The sequence below is a fragment of the Rhizobium sp. AN73 genome, assembly GCF_030757975.1.
Taxonomy (GTDB): Bacteria; Pseudomonadota; Alphaproteobacteria; order Rhizobiales; family Rhizobiaceae; genus Agrobacterium; species Agrobacterium arsenijevicii.
In genome coordinates this window covers 1,313,037-1,337,917 of sequence record NZ_JARWME010000002.1, presented here as the reverse complement: position 1 = coordinate 1,337,917, position 24,881 = coordinate 1,313,037, and the positions used below count along the sequence as shown (strand labels likewise).

The 24,881-nt window shown below is 59.5% G+C and carries 17 protein-coding genes and 1 pseudogene; 9 read left to right on the top strand and 9 right to left on the bottom strand.

Going from position 1 to position 24,881, the window contains the following annotated elements:
- The first annotated feature begins 25 nt into the window (after positions 1 to 25).
- The 7 genes and pseudogenes from RBH10_RS16525 to dnaE all read left to right on the top strand — a co-directional run bounded on the left by RBH10_RS16525 (position 26) and on the right by dnaE (position 11,219).
- Positions 26 to 766 (top strand): biotin--[acetyl-CoA-carboxylase] ligase, encoded by a 741-nt coding sequence (locus RBH10_RS16525; protein ID WP_281036468.1) that lies wholly within the window; start codon positions 26 to 28, stop codon positions 764 to 766.
- Between the two features lie 208 nt (positions 767 to 974).
- Entirely contained in the window at positions 975 to 2,642 is a 1,668-nt protein-coding gene (locus tag RBH10_RS16520; RefSeq protein ID WP_045015959.1) for a ribonuclease J, read from the top strand.
- A gap of 137 nt (positions 2,643 to 2,779) precedes the next feature.
- On the top strand, positions 2,780 to 3,085 hold the full coding sequence (locus RBH10_RS16515) for a DUF1467 family protein (RefSeq protein ID WP_045015960.1): 306 nt from the start codon (positions 2,780 to 2,782) through the stop codon (positions 3,083 to 3,085).
- A gap of 688 nt (positions 3,086 to 3,773) precedes the next feature.
- Positions 3,774 to 5,096: a proline--tRNA ligase gene (gene proS, locus RBH10_RS16510; protein WP_045016437.1), complete on the top strand. Its 1,323-nt coding sequence runs from the start codon at positions 3,774 to 3,776 to the stop codon at positions 5,094 to 5,096.
- Positions 5,097 to 5,228: 132 nt separating this feature from the next.
- Positions 5,229 to 6,536 carry a lipoprotein-releasing ABC transporter permease subunit gene (locus RBH10_RS16505; RefSeq protein ID WP_281036469.1) on the top strand — a complete coding sequence of 436 codons (1,308 nt, stop codon included), beginning with the start codon at positions 5,229 to 5,231 and terminating at the stop codon, positions 6,534 to 6,536.
- Positions 6,537 to 6,551: 15 nt separating this feature from the next.
- Complete coding sequence (locus tag RBH10_RS16500) at positions 6,552 to 7,235, top strand: ABC transporter ATP-binding protein (RefSeq protein WP_045015962.1); 684 nt, start codon at positions 6,552 to 6,554, stop codon at positions 7,233 to 7,235.
- A gap of 526 nt (positions 7,236 to 7,761) precedes the next feature.
- Positions 7,762 to 11,219: pseudogene (gene dnaE, locus RBH10_RS16495) on the top strand (DNA polymerase III subunit alpha).
- A gap of 24 nt (positions 11,220 to 11,243) precedes the next feature.
- Here the strand turns inward: dnaE and RBH10_RS16490 are convergent.
- From RBH10_RS16490 to RBH10_RS16480, 3 genes are all read right to left on the bottom strand, one after another.
- Positions 11,244 to 12,482, bottom strand: coding sequence for a L,D-transpeptidase family protein (locus RBH10_RS16490; protein ID WP_281036471.1), 1,239 nt, complete (start codon positions 12,480 to 12,482; stop codon positions 11,244 to 11,246).
- Positions 12,483 to 12,647: 165 nt separating this feature from the next.
- Entirely contained in the window at positions 12,648 to 13,931 is a 1,284-nt protein-coding gene (locus RBH10_RS16485) for a DNA polymerase IV (protein ID WP_281036472.1), read from the bottom strand.
- Between the two features lie 70 nt (positions 13,932 to 14,001).
- The gene (locus tag RBH10_RS16480) at positions 14,002 to 14,310 is read right to left on the bottom strand and encodes a DUF3572 domain-containing protein (RefSeq protein ID WP_045015966.1); all 309 of its coding nucleotides are present in this window, start codon (positions 14,308 to 14,310) and stop codon (positions 14,002 to 14,004) included.
- Positions 14,311 to 14,441: 131 nt separating this feature from the next.
- Between RBH10_RS16480 and RBH10_RS16475 the strand changes: the two genes are divergently transcribed.
- Positions 14,442 to 14,813 (top strand): response regulator, encoded by a 372-nt coding sequence (locus tag RBH10_RS16475; protein WP_003496409.1) that lies wholly within the window; start codon positions 14,442 to 14,444, stop codon positions 14,811 to 14,813.
- A gap of 18 nt (positions 14,814 to 14,831) precedes the next feature.
- Positions 14,832 to 16,202 carry a PleD family two-component system response regulator gene (locus RBH10_RS16470; protein ID WP_045015967.1) on the top strand — a complete coding sequence of 457 codons (1,371 nt, stop codon included), beginning with the start codon at positions 14,832 to 14,834 and terminating at the stop codon, positions 16,200 to 16,202.
- Positions 16,203 to 17,044: 842 nt separating this feature from the next.
- On the opposite strand, the gene rpmG is transcribed toward RBH10_RS16470, so the two are convergent.
- The 6 genes from rpmG to topA form a co-directional block, all read right to left on the bottom strand.
- The gene (gene rpmG / locus RBH10_RS16465) at positions 17,045 to 17,212 is read right to left on the bottom strand and encodes a 50S ribosomal protein L33 (RefSeq protein ID WP_003496403.1); all 168 of its coding nucleotides are present in this window, start codon (positions 17,210 to 17,212) and stop codon (positions 17,045 to 17,047) included.
- Positions 17,213 to 17,301: 89 nt separating this feature from the next.
- Positions 17,302 to 18,465 carry an MFS transporter gene (locus RBH10_RS16460; RefSeq protein ID WP_281037362.1) on the bottom strand — a complete coding sequence of 388 codons (1,164 nt, stop codon included), beginning with the start codon at positions 18,463 to 18,465 and terminating at the stop codon, positions 17,302 to 17,304.
- A 17-nt stretch (positions 18,466 to 18,482) separates the two neighbouring features.
- On the bottom strand, positions 18,483 to 19,109 hold the full coding sequence (locus tag RBH10_RS16455; RefSeq protein WP_372339806.1) for an NUDIX domain-containing protein: 627 nt from the start codon (positions 19,107 to 19,109) through the stop codon (positions 18,483 to 18,485).
- A 62-nt stretch (positions 19,110 to 19,171) separates the two neighbouring features.
- The gene (locus tag RBH10_RS16450) at positions 19,172 to 19,615 is read right to left on the bottom strand and encodes a DUF983 domain-containing protein (RefSeq protein ID WP_281036474.1); all 444 of its coding nucleotides are present in this window, start codon (positions 19,613 to 19,615) and stop codon (positions 19,172 to 19,174) included.
- Between the two features lie 44 nt (positions 19,616 to 19,659).
- Positions 19,660 to 22,014, bottom strand: a complete 2,355-nt coding sequence (gene rnr, locus RBH10_RS16445) for a ribonuclease R (protein WP_281036475.1) — start codon at positions 22,012 to 22,014, stop codon at positions 19,660 to 19,662.
- Positions 22,011 to 24,695, bottom strand: coding sequence for a type I DNA topoisomerase (topA, locus tag RBH10_RS16440; RefSeq protein ID WP_281036476.1), 2,685 nt, complete (start codon positions 24,693 to 24,695; stop codon positions 22,011 to 22,013). Before topA ends, rnr begins: the two co-directional genes overlap by 4 nt.
- Positions 24,696 to 24,881: the final 186 nt, after the last annotated feature.

The following is a 24,881-nucleotide window of genomic DNA, read 5'->3' as shown; positions in this document are numbered from 1 at the left end:
CAACACACAAAAGCATACGGGCCGGATGTCCATCGATGACTTCCGGCACGAGGCGATGGCGGAAACGCCATCGACCAATATAGAATGTTTTGCCCGGGCAAGGGCAGGCGATGGCGGCAATCTCTGGATCACCGCCATCCGCCAGACCGGCGGGCGCGGGCGTCGTGGCCGGCCATGGGTGTCCGAACCCGGCAACCTCTACGCCTCGCTTCTTCTCATCGATCCGGCTCCGATGGAGCGCATAGGCTCATTGCCGCTTGCCTTTGCGCTTGCCGTTTACCGCGCCATCCGCGCCGTTCTGCCGACGGGTGGCGAGCCGCTTGAAATCAAATGGCCGAACGACGTGCTGATCGGCCGCCGGAAGACCTGCGGCATTCTGATGGAAGCCGAACTTCTGCCGGATGGGCGGCGCGCCATCGTCATCGGCATCGGCATCAACATCGCCCATAAACCGGAAAACCCGCTTTATCCCGTCACCATGCTGTCCGAACACGGCGCGTCATGTTCTCCCGACGAGCTATTCGCGCATCTGTTCCGCGAAACGGCGGATGTGCTGCAAAGCTGGGATGAGGGCAGGGGCGTTTCCGGTGTCATGGCCGGATGGCGGGCAGCGGCCTGCGGTATCGGCGAACACATCACCGTCAATTTTCCGGATCGCTCGATCGGCGGGCGTTTCGTCGGAATTGATGATAATGGTTATCTTCTGCTGGATGAGGACGAGGGCGCAAGGCGCTCCATCGCCGCCGGCGACGTGTTTTTCGGATGAGGTGAAACGGTGCGGCTTTAAAGCCCCGCGCCGAACCTCTTCCCATAGGTTGGAGTTTTCCTGCAGCTCATGAAAAGCAGGGGTGACAGACTGGTTCCGCATCGGCCCGGTCGATCAGATGGTTTAACAGGTCCGATGCTCTAAACGGGCGGCTGGGCGCGGCATACTGCCGTCGCCAGCGCGCTCTCGTGAATGGATAAGAAGAACAATGGCTAAACAGGACGAACTGGTGTTTTTGCCGCTTGGCGGCGTCGGCGAAATCGGCATGAATCTGGCGCTTTACGGCTACGGACCGGAAAGCAAGCGCCAATGGATCATGGTGGATTGCGGCGTGACCTTTGCCGGTCTCGATCTGCCGGGCGTCGATCTGGTTCTGCCCGACATCAGCTTCATCGCCGAGCAGAAGAAGAACCTCAAAGGCATCATCATCACCCACGCCCACGAGGACCATTATGGCGCGCTGAACGACCTGTGGCCCGGCCTCAACGTTCCGGTCTATGCCTCGGGTTTCACCGCCGGCATGCTGGAGGCGAAGCGCGCCTATGAGGGCAGCCGCGCCGAAATTCCGATCACCCCGTTCAAGGCGGGTGACCGCATCAATGTCGGCCCCTTCGAAATCGAGGCCGTCGGCGTCAACCACTCGATCCCCGAACCGATGTCGCTGGTCATTCGCACGCCGCTCGGCAACGTCATCCACACGGGCGACTGGAAAATCGATGAAGCGCCGTCGCTCGGCCCGTTGACGGACGAGGCCCGCTTCCGCGCCATCGGCGAAGAGGGCGTGCTGGCGCTGATGTGCGACAGCACCAATGCGCTACGCGACGGCGTATCGCCATCGGAGCACGAGGTTTCCGAAGGTCTGCAGCAGATCATCGAAAATGCAGAGGGCCGGGTGGCCATCACCACTTTCTCCTCCAATGTCGGGCGTATCCGCTCCATCGCGCAGGCAGCGGAAGCGGCTGGACGTGAAGTGCTGCTGCTTGGCTCGTCGCTGAAGCGCGTCGTCAACGTCTCGCAGGATCTCGGCATCATGGAAGGCATCAAGCCGTTCCTCGCCGAGGACGAATATGGCTATATCCCGCGCAACAAGGTCGTCGTCATTCTCACCGGTTCGCAGGGCGAGCCTCGGGCGGCACTCGCCAAGCTTTCGCGCGACGAGATGCGCAATGTGGCGCTTGCTGCCGGTGACACGGTGGTGTTTTCCTCGCGTGCCATTCCCGGCAACGAAAAGGCGATCATCGAAATCAAGAACGGTCTGATAGAGCAGGGCATTCATATCGTTACCGACAATGAGGCCTTGGTGCATGTCTCGGGCCATCCCCGCCGCAACGAGCTTCTGCGGATGTACGAATGGACGAAGCCGGAAATCGTCGTGCCGGTGCATGGCGAGGCGGCGCATCTGGTGGCGCAGAAGGAACTGGCCGAACAGGCCGGCATCTCGCAAGTGCCGAAGGTTCGTAACGGCAACATCCTGCGTCTGGCGCCCGGTCCTGCGGAAGTCATCAATGACGCGCCGCACGGCCGCGTCTTCAAGGATGGCAACCTCATCGGCGACCTGGACGAGATGGGGATCAGTAATCGCCGCAAGCTTTCTTTCGCCGGCCATGTCTCGGTCAACGTGCTGCTGGACAGCCGTTTCGACTTCCTCGGCGATCCCGATGTCGTGCCTTTCGGCCTGCCGGAGTTTGATGACGAAGGCGAGGACATGGAAGATACGCTCTATGACGCCGTTCTCGGCGCCGTGGAAAGCATTCCCCGTGCCCGCCGCAAGGATCTGGCGCTGTTGCGCGAGGCAGTGCGCCGCGCGGTGCGTGCCGCTGCCAACCAGGCATGGGGCAAGAAGCCGATCGTGACGGTTTTCGTCACCAAGGTCTGAGCCGGAAGGCACCGAATTTTCAAGCTGTCATGTCCGGATCGTTCCGGGCATGACAGGAGAGCCGTTCCTTATCGCTCTCTCGCTTCTTCGCGGCTTTTTGCGCTTCTTGCAGGGAAGTGATTCCGGTTCGCGAATGAATGGGTTACAAGGAACGCATTACGCAGGAGGACGTCATGCCGCTTCTTTCGGTCTTCGCCATTTATTTCATCGTCTGGTGGACGGTGCTTTTCATTGTGCTGCCGATTGGCCTTCGCACCCAGGAGGAAGAGGGCGAGGTGGCACTCGGCACGGTCGCCAGCGCACCGTCCCGGTTCAGGGGCGGGCGGATCGTGTTGTGGACGACCCTGATATCGGCTTTGATCTGTGGGCTCTGGTACGGCGGAACCTGGTGGTTCGGCGTCAGCATGGACGACCTGCCGAGAATTATCCCGGTTTTCGACTGAAGCACATCGCGCAAGCCCGGCCTTTTACGGCACGCCGCAAAATCTTGCAGCGTGGCGGGCTTCGTGACGCGATTTAAGGCAACCTGCGGCGTGGCCGTATCGCGAACGGTTCGCCACAGGGCGGATCGGGACAGTCATATGGATGTCATATCTATCGTGCACACACCATAAGCGTGTCTGGTGGTCGATTCACGGCCATAATTTAACCGGAATAACGATCCGGAGTTGTGGTCGTGTGCAGAAAGCAAAAAAAAACAAGGCATTTCAGCCTTGTTTTTCAGGTTTCGCGTGATCTGTAACCGTTACCGGGGCAGCGACAAGCGCGCCTAAGACCTAATCCTCCCAAGACTGACCGCGAAAACGGCAAGAATTTAGACTTCCTGCCTCTTTTGTGAGCTAAAGTTAGCCCAATCACCCATGCTTGTCATCTCATTTTTTGCATATTTGTTACAGTCGGCAAAAAATTCCCTGTGGTGCAATTTGTCGCACCGGATCAAGAATAATATTCCGGCCAAAGCGTTTTGACGCGAATTAGCTATCGCGAAAATGCCACGAAATCGCCTTAGCCGCTCTTTGCATGGCGGGTTTTCTTCTTGGTCAGAAACGGCTATGTACGGCGCCAATATCCCTCTATTCGGGGCGATTCCCGCGCCTTTGCGCGTTGTCGCCCATACCAATGGAAGCCGTCATGCGTCTCAGCCGTTATTTCATGCCCATCCTGAAGGAAAACCCCAAGGAAGCGGAGATTGTCTCCCATCGCCTCATGCTGCGTGCGGGCATGATCCGGCAGCAATCGGCTGGCATTTATTCCTGGCTGCCGCTCGGCAAGCGCGTGCTCGACAAGGTCAACAGGATAATCCGTCAGGAGCAGGACCGCGCGGGCGCCATCGAGCTTCTGATGCCGACGCTGCAAACGGCCGAGCTGTGGCAGGAAAGCGGCCGTTATGACGATTACGGCAAGGAAATGCTGCGCATCAAGGACCGTCAGGATCGCCAGATGCTCTACGGCCCCACCAATGAGGAGATGATCACCGACATCTTCCGGTCCTATGTGAAGTCCTACAAGAACCTGCCGCTGAACCTCTACCATATCCAGCTGAAGTTCCGCGACGAGGTGCGCCCCCGTTTCGGCACCATGCGTTCGCGCGAGTTCCTGATGAAGGACGCCTATTCCTTCGATCTGACCAAGGAAGACGCGATCCACTCCTATAACAAGATGTTCGTGGCTTATCTGCGCACCTTCGAGCGCCTTGGCCTGCGCGCCATTCCCATGCGCGCCGATACCGGCCCGATCGGCGGCAACCACAGCCACGAATTCATCATTCTGGCCGATACCGGCGAATCCGAAGTTTTCTGCCACAAGAACTTCCTCGACCGTGCCATCCCCGCCGACGATACCGATTTCGATGATGTTGCGGCACTTCAGGGCGTTTTCAACGAGTGGACGACCGAATACGCCGCCACTTCGGAAATGCACGACGAGGCCGCTTATGATGCCATCCCCGAGGGTGAGCGTCTTTCCGCGCGTGGTATCGAAGTTGGCCACATCTTCTATTTCGGCACCAAATATTCCGAGCCGATGGGCGCCAAGGTGCAGGGTCCTGATGGCAAGGAACACCCCGTCCACATGGGTTCCTACGGCATTGGCCCGACACGCCTTGTTCCCGCCATCATTGAAGCATCGCATGATGAAAATGGAATCATCTGGCCGGCTTCGGTCGCTCCTTTCGATGTCGTCATTATCAACATGAAGGCAGGTGACGCGGCCTGTGATGCGGCTTGCGAAAAGCTGTATTCCTCGCTCTCCAACGCGGGCAAGGATGTTCTTTATGACGACACCGACGACCGTGCGGGCCAGAAATTCGCCACTGCGGACCTGATCGGCGTGCCGGTGCAGATCATCGTCGGCCCGCGTTCAGTTGCGAACGGCGAAGTCGAGGTGAAGGATCGCAAGACCGGCGAACGTGAAACCGTCACAATCGAAGCGGCAATGAACAAGGTGCTTGGCTAAGCGCGGAACGGTGAAAAGTGTGGAGCGGGTTTCGCCTGAAATCCGCTCCAGCTTTATGAGATCACGATCCGCAAAAACCGGGGTCGGTTTTTAAGGAAAACCGGCCTTGCAAGTCCAGATCAGGGAGACGACATGGCAAAAGCCGAGGTTGACAAGGGTGCGGCTCCTTCCGCCCGGGAAAAGACCGCCCGGCCGTTTTCCGCTTTCGAACGCATGGTGGCGTGGCGCTATCTGCGGTCGCGGCGCAAGGAAGCGTTCATTTCCGTCATCGCCGGCTTTTCCTTCGTCGGCATCATGCTGGGCGTCGCGACGCTCATCATCGTCATGGCTGTCATGAACGGTTTTCGCACCGAGCTGATTTCGCGCATTCTCGGCATCAATGGTCACATGATCGTTCAGCCGATCGATCAGCCCTTCAATAATTATGATGAGCTGGCGAAGAAATTCTCCGCCATTCCTGGTGTCACCATGGCTTTGCCGCTGGTGGAGGGCCAGACCTTGGCCTCCGGTCGCGGTGGTGCTGGCTCCGGTGCGCTGGTGCGCGGTGTGCGTCAGGAAGATATCGACAAGATCAAGGAAGTCGCCACCAACATCAAGACCGGCGATCTCGTCGGCTTCATGGCGGGCGACGGGGTTCTGGTCGGCTCAAGGCTTGCCGCCCAGCTGGGTGTGACGGCGGGCGACGATATCACCCTCATTTCGCCGGAAGGCGATGTGACGCCGATGGGCGTTAACCCGCGCGTCAAATCCTACAAGATTTCGGGCGTCTTCGAGATCGGCATGTCGGAATATGACGCGTCGATGATCTATATGCCGCTTTCAGAAGCCCAGCTTTATTTCAATGCCGAAGGCCTCGTGCAGTCCATCGAGCTTTACGTCAGTCGCCCTGATAATGTCGACGGCATCCGGCCGCTGGTGGAGCAGGCGGCCGAGCGGCAGATTTATATCACCGACTGGAGACAGAGAAACCAGACCTTCTTCTCCGCCCTGCAGGTGGAAAGAAACGTGATGTTCATGATCCTCACCCTCATCGTTCTGGTGGCGGCGCTCAACATCATTTCCGGCCTCATCATGCTGGTGAAGGACAAGGGCAGCGATATCGCCATCCTGCGCACCATGGGCGCCAGTTCCGGCGCTGTCATGCGTATCTTCTTCATGACGGGGGCGGCGATCGGCACGGTCGGCACCTTTGCCGGTGTGGCGCTCGGCGTCCTTGTCTGCCTCAACGTGGAATCCATCCGGCAGTTCTTCTCCTGGGTGTCAGGCACGGTGCTGTTTGATCCGCAGCTCTATTTCCTCAGCCAGCTTCCGGCCGAAATGGATATCAGCGAGACCATTACCGTCGTCATCATGGCGCTGACGCTTTCTTTCCTGGCAACCATCTTTCCGGCATGGCGGGCTTCCAAGCTCGATCCGGTGCAGGCCCTGCGTTACGAATAAGGACCGCTTCACAATATGGCAAAAAAATCAGTGCTGCGGCTTACCGGCGTCGAGAGGACCTATGGTCAGGGCGAGACGTCGCTCTCTATCCTGCGCAAGGCCGATTTCGAGTTGAAGAGTGGCGAGATGGTGGCGCTTGTCGCCCCCTCGGGCACCGGCAAATCCACGCTGCTGCATCTGGCCGGGCTTCTGGAACATCCAGATGCCGGCGAGGTCTTCATCAATGGCGCGCCGTGCAACGGTCTGCCCGATGAAAAGCGCACAGCAATCCGCCGCAGCGACATCGGTTTCGTCTACCAGTTTCATCATCTGCTGCCGGAGTTTACTGCGGTGGAGAATGTGATGATGCCGCAGCTCATCGCCGGTTTGACGCAGGGCGAAGCCCGCAAGCGGGCCAGCGCGCTGCTTGATTACATGCGCGTCGGCCATCGCGGCGAACATCGCCCGGCCGAACTTTCCGGCGGTGAACAGCAGCGTGTGGCCATTGCGCGCGCGGTTGCCAATGCGCCGCTTTTGCTGCTCGCCGACGAGCCGACCGGCAACCTTGACCCGGAGACCGCGCATTATGTGTTCGATGCGCTCGAGGCGCTGGTGCGCCAGTCGGGCCTTGCAGCATTGATCGCCACCCACAATCACGAGCTTGCCAACCGCATGGACCGCCGCGTGACGCTCGCCGACGGCAAGATCGTCGACTTCTGATCGTGCCGGTATAAGGCGATGACAGCGACGCCTTGGCGATCTGTTTTGCGGGTGAGTCTATCCGTTCTGCATTTCCCGCAAGACCACTCGTCCTTCCACAATTGAATTTTTTTACCGAACCCGGAGGTTTTTTACCTCCGGGTTTTTTCGCTTTGGAGTCAGGGGCTTGCCATTCGTGGAAACGGAACCCCAGCCGATTCTGTCGCGTTAGCAAGGGGAATATCAGTAAAAGCCTGTTGACAATCGAACGAAATGAGAACAAAAATAGAACATAACGAGTAAGGAGAGACCAATGACTGATTTCATCCGTGACGTTGCCGCTTTCGCTTCCATCGCTGTGTTTGTCGCCAGCTTTTCGGTGATCCTCACTGCCCTGTGAAGGGCGCGCCGGCGCAGAAGCCTGTATAGACGCCGCAAGGCGGTGGACTTTGAAGGCCGGAAATCGGAAAATCGCCCCCTCGATTCAGAATGACAGGATGACGATATGGGCGAGACGGCTGTGCGTGGAGAGACCTCTGACAAAACGCTGAAAACGCCCGGTTTTGTCCATCTGCGGGTTCATTCCGCTTACTCCCTGCTTGAGGGGCGTTGCCCCTCAAGAAGATCATGTCCAAGGCCGTTGCGGACGGCCAGCCGGCCATTGCCATTACCGACACCAACAATCTTTTCGTCGCGCTGGAGTTTTCCGAAAAGGCGCGCGATGAGGGCTTGCAGCCGATCATCGGCTGTCAGGTGTCTATCGACATGCAGGATGCGGCGGATGATCGCCGCAACCACAACAGCCACCTCGCCAAACTTCCCGCCATCGTACTTCTGGCTGCTGATGCCGAGGGGTACGAGCGGCTGGTAGATCTGATCAGCCGCGCCTATCTGGAAGGCGAGAGCGGCGGCCAGTCCGTGCATATTACCCGCGCATGGCTGGAGGAAGCCTCCAATGCCGGGCTGATCGCGCTGACGGGCGCCTCCGGCGGCCCGGTGGATATGGCCCTGAAAGAAGGGCACACGGCGCAGGCCCAAGAACGCCTGCTCGTGCTGAAATCACTCTTCGGTGACAAACTCTACATCGAATTGCAGCGCCAGTCCGGTTTCGACCGTGCCCATGAGCGGCGTATGATCGGGCTGGCCTATGAACATGATATTCCGCTCGTCGCCACCAATGAGGCGTTCTTCCCCTCGAAGGCCGATTACGAGGCGCATGACGCATTGATGGCGGTGGCGCATAACGCCATCGTTTCCGATGACAGCCGGTTCCGGCTGACACCCGACCATTATATGAAAAGCCGCGAGGAGATGACGGCGCTGTTTGCCGACCTTCCCGAGGCGCTCGAAAACACCGTCGAGATCGCCTTGCGTTGCTCGTTCGTGCTGAAGAAGCGCGGGCCGATCCTGCCGCGCTTCACCGGTGCCAGCGACGATCCCGAAGCGGCGCAGCGGGCAGAGGCCGAGGAGCTTCGCCGTCAGGCCGTCGAGGGTCTCGATCATCGCCTCGCGGCGCTCGGCATGGCGCCGGGCTACACCGAGCAGGACTATCGCGAGAGGCTGGATTTCGAGCTCGGCGTCATTGAACGCATGGGTTTTCCCGGTTACTTCCTGATCGTTGCCGACTTTATCAAATGGGCCAAGCTGCAGGATATTCCGGTTGGCCCCGGCCGCGGTTCGGGCGCCGGCTCGCTTGTGGCCTATGCGCTGACCATCACCGACGTTGATCCCCTGCGCTTCTCGCTGCTGTTCGAACGCTTCCTCAATCCCGAACGCGTATCGATGCCCGACTTCGATATCGACTTTTGCCAGGACCGCCGCGAAGAGGTGATCCGCTACGTGCAGCGCAAATATGGTCGCGAGCAGGTGGCCCAGATCATCACCTTCGGTTCGTTGCAGGCGCGCGCGGCATTGCGCGACGTCGGCCGCGTGCTGGAAATGCCCTATGGGCAGGTGGACAAGATCTGCAAGCTGGTGCCCAACAACCCGGCCAATCCGACGCCGCTGTCAAAAGCGATCGAGGAAGAACCGCGTCTGCAGGAAGAGGCGGACAAGGAACCGGTCGTCGCGCGGCTGCTGGATATCGCCCAGAAGATCGAGGGGCTTTACCGGCACGCATCCACCCACGCCGCCGGTATCGTCATCGGTGACAGGCCGCTGTCGAAGCTGGTGCCGATGTATCGCGATCCGCGCTCGGACATGCCGGTCACCCAGTTCAACATGAAATGGGTGGAAAGCGCCGGCCTCGTCAAATTCGACTTTCTCGGCCTGAAGACGCTGACGGTGCTGAAGGTGGCCGTCGATTTTGTTGCCAAGCGCGGCATCAAGGTCGATCTCGCCGCTATCCCGCTGGAAGACGCCAAAACCTACGAGATGTTGTCGCGTGGCGAGACCATCGGCGTATTCCAGGTGGAAAGTGCGGGCATGCGCAAGGCGCTGATCGGCATGCGCCCGGACTGCATCGAGGATATCATCGCGCTGGTGGCGCTTTATCGTCCCGGCCCGATGGAAAACATTCCGGTCTATAATGCCCGCAAGCATGGCGAGGAGGAGCTGGAATCGATCCATCCCACCATCGACCACCTCCTGAAGGAAACGCAGGGCGTTATCGTCTATCAGGAACAGGTGATGCAGATCGCCCAGGTTCTGTCAGGTTATTCGCTCGGCGAAGCCGATCTTCTGCGCCGCGCCATGGGCAAGAAGATCAAGGAGGAGATGGACCAGCAGCGCGAGCGTTTCGTGGACGGCGCCATCAGGAACAGCGTGTCGAAGCCGCAGGCCAACACCATCTTCGACCTTCTGGCGAAATTCGCCAATTATGGCTTCAACAAGAGCCACGCGGCCGCTTACGCCATCGTTTCCTATCAGACCGCCTATATGAAGGCGCATTATCCGGTAGAGTTCCTCGCGGCCTCCATGACGCTCGATATGGCGAATACGGAAAAGCTCAACGATTTCCGTCAGGATGCCGGCCGCCTTGGCATCGAGGTCGTGGCACCTTCGGTGCAGACTTCCTTCCGCCAGTTCGAGACGGGCGAAAACCGCATCTATTATTCGCTGGCCGCCATCAAGGGTGTGGGCGAGGGCGCGGTCGAACACATCGTTGCGGTGCGCGATGGCAAGCCGTTTGCGAGCCTTGAGGATTTCTGCCTGCGGATCGATCCGAAGCAGATCAACCGGCGTGTGCTGGAAAGCCTTATCAACGCCGGTGCTTTCGATTGTTTCGGTCGCGACCGCGCCGAGATGATCGGCGGTCTGGACCGTATCATCGGTTATTCGCAACGCGCGCAGGAAAGCCGCGTCACCGGCCAGTCGGATATGTTCGGCTCCGGCGGTGCGAGTGGCCCGGAAAAACTCCTCCTGCCTGCCTTCCAGACCTGGCTCGCCTCGGAAAAGCTGTTGCGCGAATATCAGGTGCTCGGTTTTTACCTCACCGCCCATCCACTCGATACCTATCGCCCCGTACTGGAGAAGTTGCGGGTGCAGAATTTCGCCGATTTTTCTGCGGCGGTGAAGCAGGGAGCGACCGCCGGACGTCTGGCTGGCACCGTCACCGGCAAGCAGGAGCGCAAGACCCGCACCGGCAACAAGATGGGCATCGTCACCTTCTCCGACGCGTCAGGCCAATATGAGGCGGTGCTGTTTTCCGAAGGGCTCGCCCAGTTCCGCGATCTGCTCGAGGTGGGTAAATCGCTTGTCATCACGGTGCAGGCGGAAGAACGCCCGGAAGGCATCGGCCTTCGTATCCAGACGGCGCAATCGCTGGAGGAGAAATCCGTGCAGATGCAGAAGGCGTTGCGCGTCTATGTGCGTGATTCCGGCCCGCTGAAAACCGTCGCCCGCCATCTCAACACCAAAGGTGACGGCTCGGTCTATTTCATCGTCATCAAGGATGAGGGCAGCCGTGAGATCGAGGTGGAGCTGACGGAGAAATACCGTATTTCCCCTGAAATCGCCGCAGCACTTCGCTCCGCCCCCGGCGTTGTCGATGTGGAGCTGGTGTAAGGCTTCTGGGCCTTCACACGTTACTCACACCGGCCCTTCCTTCGTCACGGTAATGAAGTCCGTTCCCGTGCCCGTCTCCATCTGGTGACTGAGGTCGGAGACGGTGATCGAGCTGCCGGTTGAGAGCTCCTTCTCGATACGGGAGCGAATTTCAGCCGGTATTTCGAGGCGGCTTAGCACCGCGCTCAGCTGGTCGAAGCCACCAGGGGCCTCGGTAACAGTAATACCAAGCCGTTTGCGGGCAGCCGTCGGCAGGTGGTTTTCCAGCGTCAAGCCGTTCCATTCGGCGGTTCCGGCGGCGCGGTTAACGGCAACCGCCTCGAAGAAATGGGTTCCGAGCGCCACCTCAGGATCCTTGATGTCGATCGCAGCCTCAAATAGTGGCTTGAAATCCTGGCGCACCATGATCTGGCCGCTCAGTGGATGGTCTTCGCCGGCGGAAGCGTAGAGCGCTGTTACGAAGTCGTCGGTCAAAAGCGGTCCGGTGGTTTTCAGCCCTTTCCAGCGCTTGAAACCGTTGATGGCGCTGGTCGTCATCTCGCCAGTGTAGCCGTCCGGTGAACCGGCATCGAAACCGAGACGGGTCAGTACGGCCTGAATATCCATCACCTTTTCCCGCTCACCGCGCCGGGTGATGAGAATGCGTAAGGGGGAGGGGTCCTTGCCCTTGGCCATCGGTTTGATGGATTGCGTCTTTTCATTAACGGCGACCTCGACCGTTCCCAACGCGGAATCGAAGGTCGCCGGGCGCAGCTCGACATCGGATAGAAGCAGCTTGCCATCATCGGCATCGCCGCGCGGCTCAAACAGGGCCGGATGCTGCACGAAGCGCAGCGAGACCGGCCGCTCGGTGATGATGACATGCACACCGTAGCGGGTCTCCCCGAACAGCGATTGCGCGAATTTCGGCGGCAGGCGTACACAGCCGTGCGAGGCGGGATAATTCGGTACCTTGCCCTCGTGCAGCGCGATGCCGGACCATGTCAGCCGCTGCATGAAAGGCATGGGTGCTGCCGAATAGATGTTCGATTCGTGGTATTTGCGCTTTTCCAGAATCGAGAAAATGCCGCTCGGCGTCTCGTGTCCGGCCTTGCCAGTGGAGACTTTCGATGTGGCAACGATCTCGCCGTTTTCATAGAGCGCCAGCGATTGATCGCTTTTCGAAACGACGATCTGTAGCGACTTGTTGTCGGCGGCAAGCGCCGGAAAGGCAAGAATGCTGGCCGACAGCATGCCGGTCAGAAGACGGAAGCGAAGAGACATGACGCAATACACCACATGCACAAAACTTCGTTTACTCAACCACGCGAAGTTTAATGAAGTTTAAGGATGCGGCGTCTGCCGCTTCACTAATTTGTGTAAGCGCTAAAATAAGGGGGAGGTGTTGCAGGCCAGCGGGTTTCCCGGAGTTCACGTGCGGCGGGGCTGCTATTTGCGCGTGCCGAAGGTGTAGCCAGTCTCGACGCTGCCCTTGCCGAATTTGTCGCGCAGCTTGTCCATGGCCGCTTCCGCCGCCGCCCGCCGTTCCGCCTGCCTGTCGACGAGATCGGGAGGGTCGGCAAGGCCTGCATCGTGCAGATCGCTGACCCCGATGCCGATCAGGCGGAATTTCGTGCCGTCGGTTTCTTTCTCCAGCAGTGAAAGGCCGGTGCGGAATATCCGGTCGGCAAGCTGGGTGGGGTCATCAAGCTTGCGGTTGCGGGTGCGGAGTTTGAAATCGGCCGTCTTCATTTTCAGCACCACCGTCTGACCGGAAATGCCGCTCTTCTTCAGCCGCCAGGCGACCTTTTCGGAAAGCGACCGCAGGATCGGCACGAGGTCCTCGTGCCGGGAAATATCGTTGAAGAAGGTGGTCTCGGAAGAGACGCTCTTTACCGGGTCGTTATTGTGCACATGCCGCTCGTCAATGCCGCGCGAAAGTCGGAACAGCCGCTGCCCCATCACGCCGTAGCGGCGCATCAGGTCGCCTTCCTCCATTTCCTGCAACTGTGCGATCAAGCGGATACCATCCGCCTGCAACGTGGCTGCAAATGCCTTTCCAACGCCCCATATGGTGGTGACAGGCCGCGTCGCCAGAAAGGAAAGCGCCTCCGCTTCGCCGACCACCGAAAAACCGCGCGGTTTTTGCAGGTCGGATGCGACCTTGGCCAGAAACTTGCAATAGGACAGGCCGGCCGAGACGGTCACACCCACCTCTTTTTCCACCCGTTTCACGAATTTCGCCAGCACCCGGGCCGGGGGATCGTGATGCAGCCTCTCGGTTCCGGAAAGATCGAGAAACGCCTCGTCTATGGAGAGCGGCTGCACGAGCGGCGTCAAATCCTGCATCATGGTTCTGATCTGGCGTCCGACGCGGCTGTATTTTTCCATATCTGGCCGGATGACCACCGCGTCCGGGCAGGCTTCCAGCGCCTTGAACATCGGCATGGCGGAGCGCACGCCCTGAATGCGGGCAATGTAACAGGCGGTGGAAACCACGCCGCGCTTTCCGCCGCCGATGATTACCGGTTTGTCGGCAAGCTCGGGATTGTCCCGTTTTTCAACGGAAGCGTAAAAGGCGTCGCAATCGATATGGGCGATACTGAGATCATAGAGTTCGTCGTGGTAGACAAGGCGCGGACTGCCGCAGGCGCGGCAACGCCTCAGGCCCGCTGGCTGGCCGGCCAGGCAGTCGCGGCAAAAACCGGGGTCATAATGGTGCGACGTGGACATGGACCGAAAACAAAACCAGAACGTCGCCGACCATACTCCGGCCGTGACCGTGGCTCAAGTGGCTGACCGGTCAATACTCACCCGAATCCAGCCCCGGGCCGGAAAAATGGTGCCAGGCGGCGGCCACCGTTTCGGGTGAGGTGTCAGTCGCCGTGCAGAAGGCCATAAGGTCGGGCTCGTGGCTCATCAGAAAATCGGTGAGCCCTGCTAGAAAACCGGGATCGTGGGCGGCCTGGCGCAGCATATTGGCCTGCAATCCGCTCAGCGCCAGAAAACGCGACAGCATGTCCGGTTCGTTTGCCAGCCAGCCAAGTATGGCGGCTGCCGTTTCTTGCGGATCTTTTCCGGCATTGCCTTTGTTTTTTGTGTCTCGCAGCATTTCTCTACCGAAGTTACCTATTTTGAAACCAAATCGTTCTAGCCTTGCGCAACAAATGGACGATGGAATCGGTTCTCTGACAACTTATATGTCTGGATGAAGGTTTCATAGCGAAACGGGGACTGCCCACCATGCCCAAACAGGTCATGATAGTCGAAGACAACGAGCTGAACATGAAGCTCTTTCGCGACCTGATCGAGGCGTCTGGTTACACGACGATCCAGACACGCAATGGCATGGAAGCGCTGGACCTTGCCCGCAAGCACCGCCCGGACCTCATTCTCATGGATATTCAGCTGCCGGAAGTTTCTGGGCTGGAGGTGACGAAATGGTTGAAGGAGGATGACGAGCTGCATGTCATTCCGGTCATCGCCGTCACGGCCTTTGCCATGAAGGGCGATGAGGAGCGTATTCGTCAGGGCGGATGCGAGGCCTATGTGTCGAAGCCGATTTCCGTTCCGAAATTCATCGAAATCATCAAGACCTATCTTGGCGATGCATAAGGCGGTTGGGGAACTGTTATGACGGCGAGAGTTCTGGTTGTTGACGACATACCCGCAAACGTAAAGCTTCTCGAAGCTCGGCTTGTCGCGGAATATTTCGACGTCGTCACCGCCGAGGATGGTTTCAAGGCGCTGGCGATCTGCGACCAGGAACAGGTCGATATCATCCTGCTCGACATCATGATGCCGGGCATGGATGGTTTCGAGGTCTGCGAACGGCTGAAAGCCAATTCGAAAACGGCGCATATTCCGGTCGTCATGGTCACCGCACTCGATCAGCCGTCCGACCGTGTGCGCGGCCTGAAAGCCGGCGCCGACGATTTTCTGACCAAGCCGGTCAACGACCTTCAATTGATCGCCCGTGTCAAAAGCCTCGTGCGCCTCAAGGCCGTCAGTGACGAATTGCGGCTGCGTGCCGAAACCGCGCGCGAGATCGGCATCGAGGAGATGCTGCGCAGCGACGGCCTCATGCAGACGCCGGGCCGCGTTCTGGTCGCCGATGGCCGCGCCAGCTCGCAGGAGCGTATCCTCAGGGCGCTGAAGCCGGTTGCTGAGGTCGATGTCGTCACCGAGCCGCAGGCGGCCCTGCTGAAGGCGGCGAGCAACCCCTTCGAGCTTGTCATCGTCAATTCGAATTTCGAAGATTACGATCCGTTGAGACTGTGTTCGCAGCTTCGCTCGCTGGAGCGCACCCGTTTCCTGCCGTTGCTACTGGTGGCGGAGCAGGGGGCGGACGACATGGTGGCGCGGGCGCTCGATCTTGGCGTGAACGATTATATTCTCCGCCCGATCGATCCTAACGAACTTGTCGCCCGGTCGCTCACGCAGATCAGGCGCAAGCGTTATAACGAGCATCTGCGGCTCAATCTTCAGCACACGATGGAGCTTGCCATCGTCGATGGGCTGACAGGCCTCAACAACCGCCGTTATCTCGACAATCATCTGAAGATACTTTTTGACCGCGCCGCTGTCCGTGGCCGCCCGATTTCCATCTGCATGACCGATATCGACCGCTTCAAGCTGGTCAACGATACCTATGGTCACGATGTCGGCGATGAGGTTCTGCGGGAATTTTCAGCGCGCATCCGCAGCACGGTGCGCGGCGCCGATCTCGCCTGCCGTTATGGTGGCGAGGAGTTCGTTGTTATCATGCCCGATACGTCGATAGAGCTTGCCGCAAGTGTTGCCGAACGCCTGCGGGCGATCATCGAGGACAAACCTTTTTACGTTCGCTCCATCGACCGTGAACTGAATATTACAGCATCGCTCGGCATTGCCACCAGCAGCGGGGCCTTCGGCGCGCCGGAAGAGCTTTTGAAGCAGGCCGACAAGGCACTTTATGAGGCGAAACACACTGGACGCAACCGCGTCGTGGCGGCGGCTGCCTGAAGACGCAGGTACATGACGCGGAAAATCCATGACGCCTATTTCGGACATTTGCCTGTTTCAATAGTCGCGTAAAGAACTCAAAGGGAATTGCGGGAAACGCCAAGTCCCTGACCTTGCCTGTATTTTATCCTATTGCAATGAAAGGGTGAAATTTAACAGGGTTAATAGAGTTCAAGTTGAAGAATACGTTGAATTCAATCTCCCATGGAACTATATTGTGCCAGCTTTGTATATTTAACCATATTTTCCAGGTGATGTATCTCTGGCTTAAGAATTTGTTGATTTTTATTTTACTTCTGCGCACACTCCCTATTGAGAGTAACAGTTCTTCCGGCGGTTTTTCCGTCTAGTGATGATGAAATGACGGCGGATGACACCGCTGCGATTTCGTTCGTCAGGGGCTGGTATTGCGTAGTTCGAATGCCCCATGATGCTCAGGTCCGCCGCATCTCCTGGATCGTGGGGTCGGTCGGCTGACGATGTCCGAATCGGTTCCTCGTGCCGTAATCACATCGTTGGCCGACCGCCTTATCTCCCGAAATCTTTTTTGCTTGTGCTGCCGCTTATGGCTGAGGACATCCGGCTGGGCGCTCATGCAACGTGTTTGCGTTGCGGTTGAGGCATCTGGCTGATGAGGCGCTGGTAGAGCGTTTTCCCATCGCGTCGACATGCATCAACTGGATTCCCGCTGAAGTGCCGGAACGGGGCGGGTGCGATTCGTTGGCCTGTGCCGCATCCTGCGAGGCCGGTGGTGCGAGAAATGCCATTGGAGACACCTTATCTCAGCACAAACAAAAAACGCGCCCATTGGGCGCGCTTTTACCGGAGAACCCGATCAAGAATTACTTGATCTTGGTTTCCTTGAATTCAACGTGCTTGCGTACAACCGGGTCGTACTTCGTCTTCGTCATCTTGTCCGTGAACGTACGGCTGTTCTTGGTGGTGACGTAGAAGGTACCGGTGTCGGCTGTCGACAGCAGCTTGATCTTGATTGTTGTAGCTTTCGCCATGGTCGTCCTGCCTTTAAACAAAAGAGAAGCCGCAGGCGCTTCTCACCTCGGCTAAATCTGGCGCGAAACTACGTATCACGCCCGAAAAGTCAAGTCTGTTTTGCCCGGAAAACAAAACGGAAGCCATAAAGCACCACGTAAAGCCCGAAAAACACGGCAAGCGCCCAGGCGAAACCATCGGTGCCCGCAACATCCATGGAAATGCCAACGGCCTGGGGTCCGGCAATCGTGCCCATGGCGTAACAGAAGATGAAGGCGGCATTGGCAGCAACCAGATCCGCACCTTTCAGGCGCGATCCGAGATGGGTGAGGCCGACGGTATACATGCCGGATACGAGGCCGCCCCAGAACAGGAGCAGGGCCGCCACGAGGATCCATCTGTCCACCAGCAGGGGCAGCGCCAGCGTGCCACAGACGCCCGCAAAGGCCATCAGCGCCAGCATCGTGCGCCGGTCCTTCATCCGGTCAGAAAGCAGGCCGATCGGTATCTGGAAGACCATGTTGCCGATGCCCATCACGGTGAGGAGAAGTGCGGCCTGCGATTCGTTGAAGCCTTCACGGGTGGCGTAGATGGGAAAGAGCGAGAGACCGCCCGCCTGCACCGCGCCAAACACGAAAGCCGCCGCAGACGCCATCGGCACCAGCCAGATATAACGGGCGAAATGGTGGTTCGGCCTTTCGCTCAGCTCCGGGCTTTCGCCGCGCGCCAGGAAGATCGGGATCGCGGCAAGCAGGATGATCGCGGCGCCAACCAGAAAGGGCATGATTCCCTCGCTGCCGACCACGGAAAATAACAACGGGCCGACAGCAAACCCGACCGCAAGGCCGGTGGCGTAGATGCCAAGAACCATGCCGCGTTTTTTCGGCGGCGCGGTCATGTTGATCCAGTATTCGGAAAGGATGAACAGCGTGGTGGTTGCGCCATGGAAGACTATCCGCAGCGGAAACCACATCCAGAAGGCGTCAGCGAAATAAAAGCAGAGCGCACTCAGCGCCGAAACGACGACCGCAATCAGCATCGTTCGCGCCACGCCGAAGTCATGGGCGATCTTGCTGGTCACCGAGGCGGCCATCATCGCCGCGACGCCGGCCATAGCCGAATTCACCCCGATCATGGTGGAGGAGATGCCGCGCTTCTCAAGGATGATCGACAGGAGCGGCAGGCCAAGACCGATAGCCACGCCGACCGCACTGATGGCGGAAATGGCGGCGATCAGTGAGGGCCAGTGAATGGCGTCCGCTTCGCATTTCATTTGTGACATGACGGCCTTTATACAAAGTCTCGAATGAATCGGCCGTGGCGCGTGAAATAGAGCCGCGCGGGGCTTTCAAAGGGCAGTGACGGATCACCTATCATGAGTTTTGTGACATCTTCGAGAACCGTGCGTGTGATTTTCGGCATGTTCAGACCGGAAAGCTCTGTCATGTCAAGCCATTGCACGTTGTTCAGCTCGTCGGAATCCCTGATTAGCCGGGTATCCAGCCGCAACTCGTCGGCATAACAGCAAAAGAATCGCGTGTCGTAGCGCCTGATATTACCGGGCGGGGTGATGGCGCGCGCCACATATCGAAAACGGGAAAGGTCCGGACCGCCCCCGTCCATACCCATATCCACACCGGTTTCCTCGACAAGCTCGCGCGCGGCGGCAAGCGCCAGCGCCCTTGCTCCGGCAGCGCTCAGGCGGCGCGCGGCAGAGGAGGTGAGGCTGTGCAGCACGGCGGGGTGCAGATCGCTGGAAAAGGGCAGGGCGTGGTCGCGCGGATCACGTTTGCCGCCGGGAAACACATAAGCACCGGGCATGAAGACATGGGCGTTGCTGCGCCGGCCCATCAGCACCCGAATGGCAGGGCCGGAGCGGTCGAACAGGATGATCGAGGCGGCATCGCGCGGCCGCAGGGGGCCGCCCGCTGCTTCGGCGTTCGTGGGAGGCTGGGACACCTGCAAGCTCCTGTCCGCCGTCAGTGGGAGGAGCCGTCTATCTGCGCTTTCGGCTGTTTTTCGTCGAAGCCGTGCATCCGGAGCGCCCATTGCAGGCCGATGACGCCACCCTTGATCGGTTGCAGCGTCAAAAGTGCGGCCAGAATGGTGATCGGCACCCAGATAGCGAAATGTACCCACATGGGAACGGAAAGGACCATATCCGTCATCATGAAGCCGCCAACGGCGATGTGGCCGATGATGACAATGGAAATATAGGGTGGCAGGTCATCGGAGCGGTGATGATGCATTTCGGCACCGCAGGCCGCACAGGCGTCCACCGGCTTCAGAAAGGCCCGGAACAAGCGACCGCTGCCACAGGCTGGACAACGGTTGGCCATGCCCCGCATGATCGAGCGGCCAAGCGGCCGCTCCGCGCTGTTGTCTCCGAAGGTGACTGTTTCCGAGCCCCGATTTGCACTCATCCCTGTAATCCTTCTCCCGTTCTTAACCGCTTGCCGCGGTCTTGTTACCGTCGTCCTCTCGGCGGTCGCGTTCCGGGCTTGGCGGAAGGACGTGATGTCCGCCGGCCTGCCTTGTGGAACGACCGCGCGCCGACCGGCATCTTGCGCCCGGGGCTCAGCATTTCAAAGCGTAATGCACCCGCCAGAGGCACCGCTTCCGCAAGCCGCACCTGAACCGTATCGCCAAGCTGATAACCGAGACCCGTCTTTTCCCCCGTCAGAGCCTGATGCGCCTCGTCGTAGAGGAAATAATCGGTTCCAAGTGTAGATATAGGAACAAACCCGTCAGCACCAAACTGCGGCAGCGCGACAAATAGTCCCGCCTTGGTGACACCGGCGACACGGCCATCGAACTCTTCACCGACGCGTTCGGAAAGATGGTGCGCGATCAACCGGTTGATGGTGTCGCGCTCGGCGGCCATCGCACGACGCTCGAAGGTCGAGATTTCGGCGGCGATATCGTCCAGCGTCGCCTCTTCCTGCGGGGTGATGCCACCTTCGCCGAGGCCGAGCGAGCCCACCAGCGCACGATGCACGATCAGATCGGCATAACGGCGGATCGGCGAGGTGAAATGCGCGTATTTCATCAGGTTGAGGCCGAAATGGCCGATATTTTCCGGACTGTAGATCGCCTGGCTCTGGCTGCGCAGCACCATTTCGTTGACCATGATCTGGTGCGGCGTGTCGAGTGCGCGTGCCAGAATGCCATTGAAAGAATTGGCGCGCATCGCCACGCCCTTGGCCATGGAAATGCCGATCGTGCCGAGGAATTCGCGCAGCACCTCCTGCTTGGAAAGCGTCGGGGCATCGTGCACGCGGTAGACCAGTCGCTGCTTTTTCTTTTCCAGCGTCTCGGCGGCGGCGACATTCGCCTGGATCATCATTTCCTCGATCAGCTTGTGCGCGTCGAGGCGTTCGGGAATGACGACCTTGTCCACCGTGCCGTCGGGCCTGAGCTGGATCTTGCGCTCCGGCATGTCGAGTTCCAGCGGCTGGCGGCGGTCGCGGCCGCGCTTCATCACCGCATAGGCGTGCCACAGCGGCTTGAGGATAGGCTCCAGCAGTGTGCCGGTCTTGTCATCAGGGTTGCCGTCGATGGCCGCCTGCGCCTGCTGGTAGGAGAGCTTGGCCGCACTCTTCATCATGATGCGATGGAAAGTGTGACCCGCCTTGCGGCCTTCCTTGGAGAAGGTCATCCGCACCGCAAGTGCCGGGCGGTCGACGCCTTCCTTCAGTGAGCAGAGATCGTTGGAGATGCGTTCCGGCAGCATCGGCACGACGCGATCCGGGAAATAGACGGAGTTGCCACGCTTCAGCGCCTCGCGGTCGAGCGGCGCTGCGGGCCGCACGTACCAAGACACATCGGCGATGGCGACGGTGACGATGACACCATCAGGATTGTCGGACGAGGGGTCCAGTTCGGCATAGACCGCGTCGTCATGGTCCTTGGCGTCGGCCGGATCGATGGTGATGAGCGGCAGGTCGCGCCAGTCCTCGCGATGCGACATGCTGGCGGGCTTGGCGGCATCCGCCTCGGCCAGAACATTCGGCGGGAATATATGCGGAATACCGTGGGCATGGATCGCGATCATCGAGATCGCCTTTTCCGAGGCCACGGAGCCGACGACGGACAGAACCTTCGCGCGTGTCAGGCCGTAACGGCCGCTGTTGCGCGAGGTTTCCACCTCGATCAGATCGCCATCCCTGGCATCGCCGACGCCATCGGGATCGATGACCATTTCTTCGCCGCGCCGGTCGATCGGCATCAGGCGTCCGCCGCCGCCTTCCGTCTCCTTGAACACGCCAAGCAGCGCGTTCTGGCGACGGTCGATCAGCTTGACGACACGGGCGGTGTAGGCCGGGCCGACGCTGTCCTTGGAGGGGAAGATCTTTGCCAGAATGCGGTCACCGAGACCGGCGGCAGGGGCTTTCTTGCCGCGATCCTGCGACGACTGGCGAATGAGCACGGCAGGAGCCGCGCCCTGATCCTCGGGCCATTCCGCTGGCCGGCCGATCAATTCGCCGTCCTTGTCGCGGGTGGTGATGTCGAGAACCGTCACCGGCGGCAGGCCACCCGGCCGCGTCAGCGACTTGCGGGTCTTCTGCACCATGCCATCGGTTTCAAGCTCCTTCAGCAGCGACTTGAGCACGATACGGTCGTCGCCCTTCAGCCCGAAAGCCTTAGCGATTTCGCGTTTGGAAGCCTGCTGCGGATGCTCGGCGATGAATTTCAGCAACACCTCGCGGGAAGGCACCTCGCCATGGATGATGCCTTCACCTTCGTTTGCCCGCTTGCCGCGCCCGGTACGTCCGAAGCCGTCGCTGGCGGAACCCTGTCTCTGACGCGGCGCCTTGCTCACGATTCTGCCTTCTTGGGTTTGGCTGCGGCCTTCGGCTTGGCAGCCGTCTTGCTTTTCGTTGCGGCCTTGGCTTTCGTTGCCTTCGGCTTTGCGGCGGCGTCGCCATCGGCCTTCTTGGCAGCTGGCTTCTTGGCTTTGACGGGCTTGCCGCCGGTTCCGGTCTTGGCGATGCGCTCGGCAATCAGCACCAGCGACTCGTCCAGCGTCACCGATGCGGGATCCTGCCCCTTCGGAATGGTGGCGTTGACCTTGCCCCAGTTGACGTAAGCGCCATAACGCCCGTCGCGCACGGTGATCGGGCCGCCATCGGGATGGTCGCCCAGTTCCTTCAAGGCCGCAGGCGTGCCATTGCGGCCGCGTCCCGGTCCCTTGCTCTGCTTTTCGGCAATGACGGTGACGGCGCGATTAAGGCCGATAGAGAACACATCCTCGATGCTTTCAAGGTTCGCATAGGAACCGTCATGCAGCAGGAAGGGTCCGTAGCGGCCAAGGCCGGCCGAAATCATCTTGGCCGTTTCCGGATGCTTGCCGATATCGCGCGGCAGGTTGATGAGCGCCAGTGCCTTTTCGTGGTCGATGTCCTCAGGCTTCCAGCCCTTGGGCAGCGACGAGCGCTTGGCTTCCTTGCCGTCGCCGCGCTGGATATAGGGTCCGAAACGGCCAGAGCGCAGGGTCAGTTCTTCACCGGTCATCGGATCGGCGCCAAGTGCTTTCGGCTCGTTCGATGCCGAGGCTTCCGCTTCCGAACCGTCGGAGGTGAGCTGGCGGGTGAAGTTGCATTCCGGATAGTTGGAGCAACCGACGAAAGCGCCGTATTTGCCGAGCTTCAGCGAAAGATTGCCGGTGCCGCAAACCTGACAGATGCGCGGATCGGAACCGTCCTCGCGCTTGGGGAAGACCAGCGGGGCCAGAACCTCGTTCAGCGCGTCGAGCACGTTGGTGACGCGCAATTCCTTGGTATCTTCGATTTGCGCGAAGAAATCCTTCCAGAAATCGCGCAGCACCTGCTTCCAGTCCAGTTCGCCCGCCGAAATGCGGTCGAGCTTTTCTTCCAGATCGGCGGTGAAGTCGTATTCGACATATTTGGCAAAGAAGCTTTCGAGGAAAGCCGTCACCAGCCGTCCGCGAGAATGGGGAATGAGCTTGCGCTTGTCGATGACGATATATTCGCGGTCGCTCAGCGTCTTCAGCGTCGCTGCATAGGTGGAAGGACGGCCGATGCCGAGTTCTTCCATCTTCTTGATGAGTGAGGCTTCCGAGTACCGCGGTGGCGGCTCGGTGAAGTGCTGGCTGGCGTTGATCTTCTGCTTGGCGAGGTTCTCGCGCGCATTGATCTGCGGCAGACGGCCTTCGTCATCACCGTCGTCGCTCTGCTCGCCATCTTCCTTCTGGTCGGTATAGGCGGCGATGAAACCGTCGAAACGGATCACCGAACCAACGGCGCGAAGCCCCGCCGTTTCGCCGGCCTTGTCTGCCAGGATTTCTACCGTGGTGCGTTCGATTTCGGCCGACGCCATCTGGCTGGCGATGCCGCGCTTCCATACCAGGTCATAAAGACGCAGCTGGTCGGGATCGAGGAAACGCTTCACCTGATCCGGCGTGCGGTTGAAATCGGTCGGGCGGATCGCTTCGTGCGCTTCCTGGGCGTTCTTTGCCTTGGTGGAATAGAAGCGTGCCTTTTCCGGCACATAGCGGTCGCCGAATTGCTCACCGATGGCGCGGCGTGCGGCATCGATCGCTTCCGGCGCCATCTGCACGCCGTCGGTACGCATATAGGTGATCAGACCGACGGTCTCGCCGCCGATGTCGATACCCTCATAAAGCTTCTGCGCCACCTGCATCGTCCGCGAGGCGGAAAAGCCCATACGCGAAGACGCGGCCTGCTGCAGTGTCGAGGTGGTGAAGGGCGGGCCGGGATTGCGCTTGACGGGCTTCGCCTCGACCGTATCGACGATATAGGTCGCGCCTTCCAGCAGCGCCTTCAGGCGGTTGGCATCATCACCGGTCTTGATCGAGCGGCTTTGCAGCTTCTTGCCATCGGCGGAAACGAGCTTCGCCTCGAACTCGTCACCGCGCGGTGTCTTCAAAAGCGCGCTGATGTTCCAGTATTCCTCGGAGACGAAACGTTCGATCTCGGATTCGCGGTCGCAGACGAGACGCAGCGAAACGGACTGCACGCGGCCGGCGGAACGGGCGCCGGGCAGCTTGCGCCACAAGACCGGCGACAGGTTGAAGCCGACGAGATAATCCAGTGCGCGACGGGCGAGATAGGCGTCGACCAGCGGCACGTCGATGTCGCGCGGGTTCGCCATGGCGTCCAGCACGGCCTTTTTGGTAATGGCGTTGAAGACCACGCGCTTTACCGGCTTGTCGCCGAGAACGCGCTTCTTCTTCAAGAGATCAAGCACATGCCAGGAAATCGCTTCACCTTCGCGATCCGGGTCGGTTGCGAGAAACAGGCCGTCGGAGTCTTTCACCGCATCGGCAATGTCCTTCATACGCTTGGCGGATGCGCTATCGACTTCCCAGGACATTTCGAAGTCCTGGTCGGGCAGCACAGATCCGTCCTTGGCGGGAAGATCCCGGACGTGGCCAAAGGATGCAAGAACCTTGTAGCCGGGACCAAGATACTTGTTGATCGTCTTGGCTTTGGCCGGAGATTCTACGACGACGACATTCATGTTTTTTTCTCTGGGAACTGGTCCGTTAATATAGCCGGATTGCAACCGAGTGTCGCAACAAGGCCTCTTTATAATTCGACATGGACAGGTAATGCGCGCTGGTCAAGAGGCAAGGCCGATTTTATCGCTACGTGCGACCTGCAACCAATGGTTTCTGCATGATTGTATTGCAATCTTTGGTGAATT